8 protein-coding genes, 1 tRNA gene and 3 rRNA genes are annotated in these 12,747 nt (G+C 55.7%); 4 read left to right on the top strand and 8 right to left on the bottom strand.

Annotation, left to right across the window (positions count from 1 at the left end; all coding sequences use genetic code 11):
• The first annotated feature begins 65 nt into the window (after window positions 1-65).
• Complete coding sequence (gene mobA / locus AFK63_RS18635; protein ID WP_038866465.1) at window positions 66-644, top strand: molybdenum cofactor guanylyltransferase MobA; 579 nt, start codon at window positions 66-68, stop codon at window positions 642-644.
• Entirely contained in the window at window positions 644-1,156 is a 513-nt protein-coding gene (gene mobB / locus AFK63_RS18630) for a molybdopterin-guanine dinucleotide biosynthesis protein MobB (RefSeq protein WP_038866456.1), read from the top strand. The genes mobA and mobB overlap by 1 nt, the downstream gene beginning before the upstream one ends.
• 130 nt (window positions 1,157-1,286) lie before the next feature.
• Here the strand turns inward: mobB and rrf are convergent.
• From rrf to AFK63_RS18610, 4 genes are all read right to left on the bottom strand, one after another.
• A 5S ribosomal RNA gene (gene rrf, locus AFK63_RS18625) occupies window positions 1,287-1,402 on the bottom strand.
• Window positions 1,403-1,494: 92 nt separating this feature from the next.
• Window positions 1,495-4,399, bottom strand: a 23S ribosomal RNA gene (locus tag AFK63_RS18620).
• A gap of 202 nt (window positions 4,400-4,601) precedes the next feature.
• A tRNA-Glu gene (locus AFK63_RS18615) sits at window positions 4,602-4,677 on the bottom strand.
• 78 nt (window positions 4,678-4,755) lie between these two features.
• Window positions 4,756-6,298, bottom strand: a 16S ribosomal RNA gene (locus AFK63_RS18610).
• The 16S, 23S and 5S rRNA genes sit together here with 1 tRNA gene alongside, the layout of an rRNA operon.
• A gap of 465 nt (window positions 6,299-6,763) precedes the next feature.
• On the opposite strand from AFK63_RS18610, the gene AFK63_RS18605 reads away from it, so the two are divergent.
• Together AFK63_RS18605 and mdtD are read left to right on the top strand one after the other, a co-directional pair.
• Window positions 6,764-7,465: a FadR/GntR family transcriptional regulator gene (locus AFK63_RS18605; RefSeq protein WP_038866449.1), complete on the top strand. Its 702-nt coding sequence runs from the start codon at window positions 6,764-6,766 to the stop codon at window positions 7,463-7,465.
• 13 nt (window positions 7,466-7,478) lie between these two features.
• Entirely contained in the window at window positions 7,479-8,873 is a 1,395-nt protein-coding gene (gene mdtD, locus AFK63_RS18600; RefSeq protein ID WP_038866447.1) for a multidrug transporter subunit MdtD, read from the top strand.
• On the opposite strand, the gene rbsR is transcribed toward mdtD, so the two are convergent.
• From rbsR to rbsC, 4 genes are all read right to left on the bottom strand, one after another.
• Entirely contained in the window at window positions 8,870-9,862 is a 993-nt protein-coding gene (gene rbsR / locus AFK63_RS18595; protein WP_053531591.1) for a ribose operon transcriptional repressor RbsR, read from the bottom strand. The two genes, mdtD and rbsR, sit on opposite strands and share 4 nt — an antisense overlap.
• Before the next feature lie 5 nt (window positions 9,863-9,867).
• Window positions 9,868-10,797, bottom strand: a complete 930-nt coding sequence (rbsK, locus tag AFK63_RS18590) for a ribokinase (RefSeq protein WP_038866445.1) — start codon at window positions 10,795-10,797, stop codon at window positions 9,868-9,870.
• A 68-nt stretch (window positions 10,798-10,865) separates the two neighbouring features.
• On the bottom strand, window positions 10,866-11,753 hold the full coding sequence (rbsB, locus tag AFK63_RS18585; RefSeq protein ID WP_038866444.1) for a ribose ABC transporter substrate-binding protein RbsB: 888 nt from the start codon (window positions 11,751-11,753) through the stop codon (window positions 10,866-10,868).
• Between the two features lie 26 nt (window positions 11,754-11,779).
• Window positions 11,780-12,745 carry a ribose ABC transporter permease gene (gene rbsC / locus AFK63_RS18580; protein ID WP_038866443.1) on the bottom strand — a complete coding sequence of 322 codons (966 nt, stop codon included), beginning with the start codon at window positions 12,743-12,745 and terminating at the stop codon, window positions 11,780-11,782.
• Between the last annotated feature and the right edge of the window lie 2 nt (window positions 12,746-12,747).

Genomic DNA, 12,747 nt, shown 5'->3' with positions numbered 1-12,747 from the left:
ATGGGCTCCTTTTATCTGGCTGACACGTTATCAGGGACAAAACCGTATGAAAAGAGGTGATATTCTTGGATAAGCTTAGCGCGATTACCGGCGTGGTGCTGGCAGGTGGCCGGGCGACACGAATGGGTGGGCAAAATAAAGGGCTAATGTTACTGAACGGCAAACCGCTATGGCGACATGTGGCGGAGCGTCTGGCCGCGCAGGTGGAGCATGTCGCAATAAGCGCTAACCGGGACCTGGAGGCTTACGGCGCCAGCGGATACCCGGTTATCACCGATACGCTACCGAATTTTCCGGGGCCGCTGGCGGGCATGCTCTCCGTAATGCAGCAGCTTCAAAGCGAGTGGTATCTGTTTTGCCCGTGCGACACGCCTTACATTCCGCCCATTCTGGCGCGGCGCCTGTGGGCCGCTAAAGAAGCGCGTCCTGCGGTGTGGGTGAGCGACGGCGTGCGCGATCATCCCGCTATCGCGCTGATTCACCATTCAGTAAAAACGCCGCTTGCAGCATATCTTGCGCGTGATGAGCGGCGCGTGATGGCTTTTCTGCGTGAAATTAACGGTGATGCCGTGACGTTTTCCAATAAAGACGATTTTGCTAACGTAAATACGCTGGCCGACCTTGAACGCTGGCAGGAGAAATAATGGTTCCGTTATTGGGTATCGCGGCGTGGAGCGGCACGGGAAAAACGACGCTTCTGAAGACGCTCATCCCGCTGTTGCGTGAAAGAGGCATCCGGCCGGGCCTGATTAAACATACGCATCATGATATGGATGTAGACACGCCAGGCAAAGACAGTTATGAACTTCGCAAAGCGGGTGCTGCGCAAACGTTAGTCGCCAGCACGAAACGCTGGGCACTGATGACCGAAACGCCAGATGAGAAGGATCCCGATCTCTATTATCTGGCAAGCCGAATGGATAGCACGCAGCTGGATGTGATTCTGGTCGAAGGCTTTAAACACGACGCGATTGCGAAAATTATACTTTTTCGAAAAGCGGCAGGAAGAGAGGCCGCAGAGCTAAAACCAGATCGGCATGTTATCGCGGTCGCGAGCGACATACCGTTGTCAGGCATTGATTTACCAGTACTGAATCTCAACGATCCGGCACAGATCGCGGTCTTTATTGCCGGGTGGCTGGCTGGACAGGGATGATACTGTTCGACGGTGTCGGTGCGGGGAAGGGCCTGAAGAGTAAGGCAATTCGAGAAAAGCGCCAGATAATAAAATCCGGGCCGCAAAAAGCAAAAACCCCTCAGCACGGCTGAGGGGTTCTTTATTTGATGCCTGGCAGTTCCCTACTCTCGCATGGGGAGGCCCCACACTACCATCGGCGCTACGGCGTTTCACTTCTGAGTTCGGCATGGGGTCAGGTGGGACCACCGCGCTACAGCCGCCAGGCAAATTCTGTCCGTCCACCGCGTACCGCCATGAACGTTTATCCGTCACAAGCTGAATATCTCTCTCAACACGCCAGACTTCTTTGGCGTTGTAAGGTTAAGCCTCACGGTTCATTAGTACCGGTTAGCTCAACGCATCGCTGCGCTTACACACCCGGCCTATCAACGTCGTCGTCTTCAACGTTCCTTCAGGAGACTTAAAGTCTCAGGGAGAACTCATCTCGGGGCAAGTTTCGTGCTTAGATGCTTTCAGCACTTATCTCTTCCGCATTTAGCTACCGGGCAGTGCCATTGGCATGACAACCCGAACACCAGTGATGCGTCCACTCCGGTCCTCTCGTACTGGGAGCAGCCCCCCTCAATTCTCCAGCGCCCACGGCAGATAGGGACCGAACTGTCTCACGACGTTCTAAACCCAGCTCGCGTACCACTTTAAATGGCGAACAGCCATACCCTTGGGACCTACTTCAGCCCCAGGATGTGATGAGCCGACATCGAGGTGCCAAACACCGCCGTCGATATGAACTCTTGGGCGGTATCAGCCTGTTATCCCCGGAGTACCTTTTATCCGTTGAGCGATGGCCCTTCCATACAGAACCACCGGATCACTATGACCTGCTTTCGCACCTGCTCGAGCCGTCACTCTCGCAGTCAAGCCAGCTTATGCCATTGCACTAACCTCCTGATGTCCGACCAGGATTAGCTGACCTTCGTGCTCCTCCGTTACACTTTGGGAGGAGACCGCCCCAGTCAAACTACCCACCAGACACTGTCCCCACGCCAGATTATGGCGCCAGGTTAGAACATCAAACATTAAAGGGTGGTATTTCAAGGTTGGCTCCACGCAGACTGGCGTCCACGCTTCAAAGCCTCCCACCTATCCTACACATCAAGGCTCAATGTTCAGTGTCAAGCTGTAGTAAAGGTTCACGGGGTCTTTCCGTCTTGCCGCGGGTACACTGCATCTTCACAGCGAGTTCAATTTCACTGAGTCTCGGGTGGAGACAGCCTGGCCATCATTACGCCATTCGTGCAGGTCGGAACTTACCCGACAAGGAATTTCGCTACCTTAGGACCGTTATAGTTACGGCCGCCGTTTACCGGGGCTTCGATCAGGAGCTTCTCTTGCGATAACCCCATCAATTAACCTTCCGGCACCGGGCAGGCGTCACACCGTATACGTCCACTTTCGTGTTTGCACAGTGCTGTGTTTTTAATAAACAGTTGCAGCCAGCTGGTATCTTCGACTGACTTCAGCTCCGCCCGCAGGGGCTTCACCTACATGTCAGCGTGCCTTCTCCCGAAGTTACGGCACCATTTTGCCTAGTTCCTTCACCCGAGTTCTCTCAAGCGCCTTGGTATTCTCTACCTGACCACCTGTGTCGGTTTGGGGTACGATTTCGTGTTACCTGATGCTTAGAGGCTTTTCCTGGAAGCAGGGCATTTATTGCTTCAGCACCGTAGTGCCTCGTCATCACGCCTCAGTGTTAAAGACAACCGGATTTGCCTGGTCATCACACCTACACGCTTAAACCGGGACAACCGTCGCCCGGCCAACATAGCCTTCTCCGTCCCCCCTTCGCAGTAACACCAAGTACAGGAATATTAACCTGTTTCCCATCGACTACGCCTTTCGGCCTCGCCTTAGGGGTCGACTCACCCTGCCCCGATTAACGTTGGACAGGAACCCTTGGTCTTCCGGCGAGCGGGCTTTTCACCCGCTTTATCGTTACTTATGTCAGCATTCGCACTTCTGATACCTCCAGCATGCCTCACAGCACACCTTCGCAGGCTTACAGAACGCTCCCCTACCCAACAACACATAAGTGTCGCTGCCGCAGCTTCGGTGCATGGTTTAGCCCCGTTACATCTTCCGCGCAGGCCGACTCGACCAGTGAGCTATTACGCTTTCTTTAAATGATGGCTGCTTCTAAGCCAACATCCTGGCTGTCTGGGCCTTCCCACATCGTTTCCCACTTAACCATGACTTTGGGACCTTAGCTGGCGGTCTGGGTTGTTTCCCTCTTCACGACGGACGTTAGCACCCGCCGTGTGTCTCCCGTGATAACATTCTTCGGTATTCGCAGTTTGCATCGGGTTGGTAAGCCGGGATGGCCCCCTAGCCGAAACAGTGCTCTACCCCCGAAGATGAGTTCACGAGGCGCTACCTAAATAGCTTTCGGGGAGAACCAGCTATCTCCCGGTTTGATTGGCCTTTCACCCCCAGCCACAGGTCATCCGCTAATTTTTCAACATTAGTCGGTTCGGTCCTCCAGTTAGTGTTACCCAACCTTCAACCTGCCCATGGCTAGATCACCGGGTTTCGGGTCTATACCCTGCAACTTAACGCCCGGTTAAGACTCGGTTTCCCTTCGGCTCCCCTATACGGTTAACCTTGCTACAGAATATAAGTCGCTGACCCATTATACAAAAGGTACGCAGTCACCCTCTTACGAAGGCTCCCACTGCTTGTACGTACACGGTTTCAGGTTCTGTTTCACTCCCCTCGCCGGGGTTCTTTTCGCCTTTCCCTCACGGTACTGGTTCACTATCGGTCAGTCAGGAGTATTTAGCCTTGGAGGATGGTCCCCCCATCTTCAGACAGGATATCACGTGTCCCGCCCTACTCATCGAGCTCACAACCTGTGTGCCTTCGTGTACGGGGCTGTCACCCTGTATCGCCGGCCTTTCCAGACCGTTCCACTGACACACAAGCTGATTCAGGCTCTGGGCTGTTCCCCGTTCGCTCGCCGCTACTGGGGGAATCTCGGTTGATTTCTTTTCCTCGGGGTACTTAGATGTTTCAGTTCCCCCGGTTCGCCTCACAGCACTATGTATTCATGCTGAGATAGTGTGACGAGTCACACTGGGTTTCCCCATTCGGACATCGCCGGTTATAACGGTTCATATCACCTTACCGGCGCTTTTCGCAGATTAGCACGTCCTTCATCGCCTCTGACTGCCAGGGCATCCACCGTGTACGCTTGTTCGCTTAACCTCACAACCCGAAGAAGTCTTCGCGCTGCGAGTTTGAGAGACTCTGACACACCGCGCATTCCCTGTTTACGGAAGAATGCAGCAGCATGTCTGTTTCAATTTTCAGCTTGTTCCGGATTGTTAAAGAGCAAATATCTCAAACGTGACTTAACAGTCAGTTTTGAGATATTAATCGGTAACGCCTTTCACTCATTACCAGCAGGTGGCGTCCCTTAGGGGATTCGAACCCCTGTTACCGCCGTGAAAGGGCGGTGTCCTGGGCCTCTAGACGAAAGGGACTTCGCTTTCGCAGACAACCCTGCTTCTTTACTTTCTATCAGACAATCTGTGTGAGCACGCGAGGTTGTATCTTGCAGGTAAGGAGGTGATCCAACCGCAGGTTCCCCTACGGTTACCTTGTTACGACTTCACCCCAGTCATGAATCACAAAGTGGTAAGCGCCCTCCCGAAGGTTAAGCTACCTACTTCTTTTGCAACCCACTCCCATGGTGTGACGGGCGGTGTGTACAAGGCCCGGGAACGTATTCACCGTGGCATTCTGATCCACGATTACTAGCGATTCCGACTTCATGGAGTCGAGTTGCAGACTCCAATCCGGACTACGACGCACTTTATGAGGTCCGCTTGCTCTCGCGAGGTCGCTTCTCTTTGTATGCGCCATTGTAGCACGTGTGTAGCCCTGGTCGTAAGGGCCATGATGACTTGACGTCATCCCCACCTTCCTCCGGTTTATCACCGGCAGTCTCCTTTGAGTTCCCACCATGATGTGCTGGCAACAAAGGATAAGGGTTGCGCTCGTTGCGGGACTTAACCCAACATTTCACAACACGAGCTGACGACAGCCATGCAGCACCTGTCTCAGAGTTCCCGAAGGCACTCCCGCATCTCTGCAGGATTCTCTGGATGTCAAGACCAGGTAAGGTTCTTCGCGTTGCATCGAATTAAACCACATGCTCCACCGCTTGTGCGGGCCCCCGTCAATTCATTTGAGTTTTAACCTTGCGGCCGTACTCCCCAGGCGGTCGACTTAACGCGTTAGCTCCGGAAGCCACGCCTCAAGGGCACAACCTCCAAGTCGACATCGTTTACGGCGTGGACTACCAGGGTATCTAATCCTGTTTGCTCCCCACGCTTTCGCACCTGAGCGTCAGTCTTCGTCCAGGGGGCCGCCTTCGCCACCGGTATTCCTCCAGATCTCTACGCATTTCACCGCTACACCTGGAATTCTACCCCCCTCTACGAGACTCAAGCCTGCCAGTTTCGGATGCAGTTCCCAGGTTGAGCCCGGGGATTTCACATCCGACTTGACAGACCGCCTGCGTGCGCTTTACGCCCAGTAATTCCGATTAACGCTTGCACCCTCCGTATTACCGCGGCTGCTGGCACGGAGTTAGCCGGTGCTTCTTCTGCGAGTAACGTCAATGGCCAAGGTTATTAACCTTAACCCCTTCCTCCTCGCTGAAAGTACTTTACAACCCGAAGGCCTTCTTCATACACGCGGCATGGCTGCATCAGGCTTGCGCCCATTGTGCAATATTCCCCACTGCTGCCTCCCGTAGGAGTCTGGACCGTGTCTCAGTTCCAGTGTGGCTGGTCATCCTCTCAGACCAGCTAGGGATCGTCGCCTAGGTGAGCCGTTACCCCACCTACTAGCTAATCCCATCTGGGCACATCTGATGGCATGAGGCCCGAAGGTCCCCCACTTTGGTCTTGCGACGTTATGCGGTATTAGCTACCGTTTCCAGTAGTTATCCCCCTCCATCAGGCAGTTTCCCAGACATTACTCACCCGTCCGCCACTCGTCAGCAAAGCAGCAAGCTGCTTCCTGTTACCGTTCGACTTGCATGTGTTAGGCCTGCCGCCAGCGTTCAATCTGAGCCATGATCAAACTCTTCAATTAAAAGTTTGATGCTCAAAGAATTAAACTGTTAGTTCGTAATGAATTAACTGTTGTTCACTTGAGACTTGATATTCATTTATCGTCCGAAGACGTTAAGATATCAGTGCCCCGAGTGCCCACACAGATTGTCTGATAAATTGTTAAAGAGCGGTGCGACGCGGCCTTCAGCCTGCTGTCGCGAGGTGGCGTATATTACGCTTTCCTCTTTCAGAGTCAAGCGTTTATTTTCGCTTTCGTCTGCCTGACGGGCCGGCTCGCTTGCCGTTGTGCCGTGTCAGTGGAGGCGCATTATAGGGAGTAATCAGAATCTGACAAGAGGTAATTTGAAAAAAGTTTTTAAGCGCGGTTTTTTTCACCATTTATCGCGTAAAACCGCCATACAGCCTGTTATTTGCCGTTTTTTGCATCAGATCGGGCCCTGCGGTGGCATACTCTTAGCGTTGTACAGCTAAAGGAATTGCCATTATGTCGTTACTGGCGCATCAACAGGCGGCCCAAAAAAACCTTTCTTATGTCCTGGCAGAAAAACTGGCGCAACGCATCCTTAAAGGCGACGTTAAGCCCGGCGAGATTTTACCTGGCGAAATGGAGCTGGGAGAACAGTTCGGCGTGAGCCGCACGGCGGTAAGGGAAGCCGTGAAAACCTTAACAGCGAAAGGATTGGTTTTGCCGCGCCCGCGTATCGGTACACGTGTGCTGCCCCAGAGTCAGTGGAACTTTCTTGATAAAGAGCTGCTCACCTGGTGGATGGGCATTGAAGATTTCCCTACCGTGGTGAATCATTTCCTGGTTATGCGCCACAGCCTTGAGCCTCAGGCCTGCGCGCTGGCCGCGCTTAACGGCAGCGACGCGCAAAAACAGCAGTTCAAAAACACGATGGAAGAAATGCAGGCGCTGCAAGTCTCTTTTAACCGCGAACGCTGGATAGAAGTGGACATGGCCTATCACGAGCAAATCTATGAGATGAGCGGTAATCCCTTTATGACCGCTTTCGCAAGCCTGTTCCGCTCAATCTATTACAATTATTTCACGTCGATAACGCACAACCAGGTTATCAAGCCCGAAATTCATCAGGCGATTGCGGACGCTATTATTGCGTCCCGAAGCGATGAGGCGTACCGCGCCTGTCAGGCGCTGCTACAGGCTTCCGCGTCGCCAGAAAAATAACAACAGGATCCGCATGACTAAAAAAGCGCGCAGTATGGCGGGCCTGCCGTGGATAGCGGCGATGGCCTTTTTTATGCAGGCACTGGATGCCACCATTCTCAACACCGCCCTGCCAGCCATTGCTCAAAGCCTTAACCGTTCTCCGCTGGCGATGCAGTCCGCGATTATCAGTTACACCCTGACGGTCGCGATGCTTATCCCCGTCAGCGGCTGGCTGGCCGACCGCTTCGGCACCCGCCGCGTTTTTATGATCGCCGTTTCTCTCTTTACTTTAGGTTCGCTGGCCTGCGCGTTGTCAGGTTCGCTTGGCGAGCTGGTTATCTTTCGTATCGTGCAGGGTATCGGCGGCGCGATGATGATGCCGGTGGCGCGTCTCGCGCTCCTGAGAGCCTATCCCCGCAGCGAACTCCTGCCGGTGCTCAATTTCGTCACGATGCCCGGTCTGGTTGGCCCCATCCTTGGGCCGCTGCTCGGCGGCGTGCTGGTGACCTGGGCAAGCTGGCACTGGATATTCCTGATTAACATCCCGATTGGCGTCGCGGGTCTGTTTTACGCCCGTAAATATATGCCGAACTTCACCACGCCGCGTCGCCGCTTCGATATGCCAGGCTTCTTTCTGTTCGGCCTGAGTCTGGTGCTGTTTTCCAGCGGCATGGAGCTTTTCGGCGAACGCATCGTCGCGACCTGGATTGCTTTGTGCGTGATTATCTGCGGGCTGTTATTGCTGGCCGCCTACATCTGGCACGCCCGCGGTCATAGCGCCCCGCTGATCTCGCTCTCCTTGTTTAAGACGCGCACCTTTTCCGTTGGCATTGCCGGGAATATTGCCTCCCGCCTCGGCACTGGCTGCGTGCCGTTCCTGATGCCGCTGATGCTACAGGTGGGGTTTGGCTATCCGGCGTTTATCGCAGGCTGCATGATGGCGCCGACGGCGGTCGGTTCGATTATCGCTAAATCAGGCGTAACGCAGGTGCTGCGCTGGTTCGGGTATCGTAAAACGCTGGTTGGCGTCACGCTGTTTATCGGGCTGATGATTGTGCAGTTTTCGCTGCAGTCGCCGGATAACCAGGTCTGGCTGCTGATCCTGCCGCTGTTTGTCCTGGGCCTCGCCATGTCCACGCAGTTCACTGCGATGAACACCATTACGCTTGCGGATCTCACAGATGAAAGCGCCAGCGGCGGCAACAGTATGCTGGCGGTAACGCAGCAGTTGTCGATAAGCCTTGGGGTGGCCGTCAGCGCGGCGGTGCTGCGCTTCTATGAAGGGTTTGATAACGCCAACACCGTCGAGCAGTTCCACTACACCTTTATTACAATGGGCGTCATTACCGTGGTGTCATCGCTGGTCTTTATGCTGTTGCGTCCTAAAGATGGCCGCAACCTGATCAAAGAGCGCCACAAGGCTTAAGCCGAGCCGCGCTCCATCAGCACCGGCGTCAATTGCAGGCGCTGCTGCTGGAGCTCCGGCTGCGCCATGCGATGGATGAGCACGTCGATGGCGAGTTCGCCCAGTTCATCTTTAGGTTGATGGATAGTAGTCAGCGGCGGAGTCATATAGCGTGCCAGTTCAATATCGTCGTACCCCACCAGCGCGATATCCTGCGGAATGCGCAGCCCGGCCTGGTAGAGCGCCTGATAGGCGCCGACCGCCATGGCATCGTTACCCATAAATACGGCTTGCGGCGGTTCGGGCAGTGCCAGTAGCGACTGCATCGCTCGCAGGCCGCCCGCGAATTCAAAGTCGCCAACGACTTCATAACCTTCCGGCACCGGCAGACCTGCGCGCCGCATCGCGGTGCGATAGCCTTCCAGACGCTGACGCGCCGGCGTCTTGTCCAGCGGACCGGTCACGCAGGCGATTCGCGTAAAACCTTTTTCAATAAGATGCCGCGTGGCGATATCACCGCCCAGCAGCGAGTTATCCTGTATTACATCGCTGTCGCCGTCGAAGGGCGACCAGTCCATCATCACCGTCGGGATCGCCGGGTAGCGCGTCATAATCGCGGGCGAAGGCTGGTGCGTTTCGGTGCAGAGCAGTAACAAGCCGTCGACGCGCTTTTGCAGCAGCGTTTCCAGGTTGCGGTTCATCCGCTGTTCGTCGCCTTCGGTATTACACAACACCAGGCTGTAGCCGCGCTCAAAGCAGCTGCGCTCCACACCGCGCACCAGCTCGGAATAAAAGGGGTTGGAGCTTGCGGTGATCAGCATGCCGATGGTACGCGTCTGATTCAGCTTCAGGCTGCGCGCCAGCGCTGACGGCGCGTAATTCAGCGTTCGGACGGCATCTTCCACCCGCGCACGGATAGCGTCGCTGACGAAACGGTCTTTATTAATGACGTGCGAAACGGTTGAGGTGGAGACACCCGCAAGGCGGGCGACATCTTTCAATGTCGCCACGATGGCTACCCCTGCTGCTGTAAGAAGGCGTCGATCTCGTCACGCCAGGGAACGGAAGGCTGCGCGCCGGGGCGCGTCACGGCAATCGCGGCGGCGGCATGAGCGAAGCGGATAGCGTTAAGCATCGGCGTACCTTCCAGCAATGCGGTGACCAGCGCGCCGTTAAAGGTATCGCCCGCAGCAATGGTATCGACGGCCTTTACGCTAAAGCCGGGCACGCGCTGCCCTTCACCATTAATGCTAAGCCATACGCCGCGGCTGCCGAGCGTGATAATGACTGTTTCAATGCCTTTCTGATGCAAAACAGCGGCAGCCTGCGCGGCGCTCTCATCATGAGCGACCTTCACGCCGGTCAGTTTTTCCGCTTCGGTTTCATTCGGGGTAATGATGTCCACCAGCGCCAGCAGCTCATCGGAAAGCGCGCGGGCGGGTGCCGGATTAAGGATAACGGTAGTCTGGTGTTCATGTGCGATACGCGCCGCTGCGATAACGCTTTCCACCGGCGATTCCAGCTGCATCAGCAGCGCGCGGGCGTTGGCGATTTTCACCCGCTGTGCTTCAACACGCGCCGGCGTTAGCGCCGCGTTCGCGCCCGCATGAATGCCGATGACGTTTTCACCTTCACCATTAACGAAAATCAGCGCCACACCGGTCGATTCGTCAGTGACGGCGCTGATGGGAGAAACATCGATATTATCGCGGGAGAGCTGCTGGCGAATGCGCTCGCCGATATCATCCTCGCCCACGCAGGCGATAAACGCGATATCCGCGCCGCTGCGCCCGGCCGCCACGGCCTGGTTGGCGCCTTTGCCGCCGAACGCCACCTGATACTGGCTGCCGGTCACGGTTTCGCCCGGGGTGGGAAAGGCTTCGAGGTTAAGGATGTGATCGGCATTAATGCTGCCGAGGACGACGAGGTTGCCAGCGCTTTTCATGTGAGTGTTCCTGTAAAGGCGCCACGTCCTGTGGCGCATTGCCCTGCTTTTCTTTTTTATGCGTGGTTTTATTGGATAACCAGCTTCAGGTCCACCGGAATACGGGCGCGAACTTTCTCGCCTTTCAGCACTTTATCCGCGGTCTGTACGCCGATAACGCCGATCTGCTCCGGCTGCTGAGCGACGGTCGCGCTCATCTTACCATCCTGAACCGCTTTCACGCCGTCAGCCGTGCCGTCGAAGCCCACTACCATGACATCGGTTTTACCGGCGGTCTGCAACGCGCGCAGCGCGCCCAGGGCCATTTCGTCGTTTTGCGCGAAGACGGCTTTCACGTCAGGGTGCGCGGTCAGCAGATTCTGCATTACGTTCAGACCTTTAGTACGGTCGAAATCCGCCGGCTGGCTGGCCAGCACGTTCAGCTTATGCGCATCCACAGCCTGCTTAAAGCCTTCGCCACGCTCGCGCGCAGCAGAGGTGCCGGCGATACCCTGCAACTCGATAACTTTCGCGCCGTCACCGGCTTTTTTCGCAATATAGTTACCGGCAATTTTACCGCCTGCGATGTTATCAGACGCAATGTGGCTGACCACGTCGCCTTTCGCCGCCATACGGTCCAGCGTGATAACCGGGATTTTCGCCTGGTTTGCCATCTTCACGGCGTTGCCTACGGCGTCAGAATCGGTCGGGTTGATCAGCACCAGTTTGGTGCCGCGAACGGTCAGGTCCTGCACGTTCGCCAGCTCTTTCGCCGGGTTGTTCTGAGAATCCAGCACCACCAGATCGTAACCCAGTTTTTCCGCTTCTTTCTGCGCGCCATCTTTCAGCGACACAAAGAACGGGTTGTTCAGCGTTGAAACGACCAGAGCGATGGTGTCTTTCGCCATCGCGTTGGCGCTGACGGTCGCGCTTAACGCAACGGCGGAAACCAGTGTAGCCAGCTTTTTCATATTCATAATCAGATGTCCTGTTGAGTAATGAGTTACTGCTTTTTGTTATCCACCAGCACCGCCAGCAAAATGACCACAGCTTTGACGATCATCTGGTAGTAGGGAGAAACACCTAAAAGATTCAGGCTATTATTCAGGAAACCGAGGATCAGCGCGCCGATCAGCGTCCCAACAATGCGACCTTTACCGCCCGCCAGACTGGTGCCGCCAAGCACGACTGCCGCGATGGCGTCCAGTTCATAGCCCACGCCCGCCAGCGGCTGCGCCGAAGAGAGACGCGCCACTTCAATCACGCCCGCGAGCGACGCCAGCAGACCGGAGAGCGAATAAACAATAATCTTGATTTTGTTAACGCTGATACCCGACAGGCGCGTCGCCGCTTCGTTGCCGCCCAGCGCGTAAATGTACCGGCCCAGACGGGTATGATGCAGCACATACCAGGTCACCAGAAACACCAGCGCCATGATCCATACCGGCGTTGGGATGCCGAGCGGACGGCCAATGCCGAACCAGCCAAACAGGTCGCCATTTTCGTTAAAGCCGGTGCTGACAGGGCTGCCGTTGGTGTATTCAAGCGTCACCCCGCGCAGCAACAGCATCATCACCAGCGTGGCGATAAACGCCTGCACGCGGCCTTTCGCCACGATCGCGCCGGTTACCGCGCCGATAGCCGCGCCAAGCGCGAGGGCGGCGGCCACCGCCACCAGCGCGTTGACCTCAATACCGACGAGCGAGGCGGCAACCGCCCCGGTTAACGCCAGCAGGGAACCGACGGACAGATCGATACCCGAGGTGAGGATCACCAGCGTCATTCCGACCGCCATGATGGCGTTCACCGAGGTCTGCTGGAGAATGTTGAGCAGGTTATTAACGGTAAAGAAATTGGGGCTCAGGGTGGAGACAATCGCAATCAGCACCAGCAGGGCTATCAGCGACTTCTGCTCCATCAGCCACGCTTTTGTGAAAAAGCGACGAGTCGCAACGGTCTGGGTAGTCATAC

The organism is Cronobacter muytjensii ATCC 51329, from assembly GCF_001277195.1.
In the GTDB taxonomy this organism is placed as follows: Bacteria; Pseudomonadota; Gammaproteobacteria; order Enterobacterales; family Enterobacteriaceae; genus Cronobacter; species Cronobacter muytjensii.
This window is presented reverse-complemented; position numbering and strand designations above follow the sequence as displayed.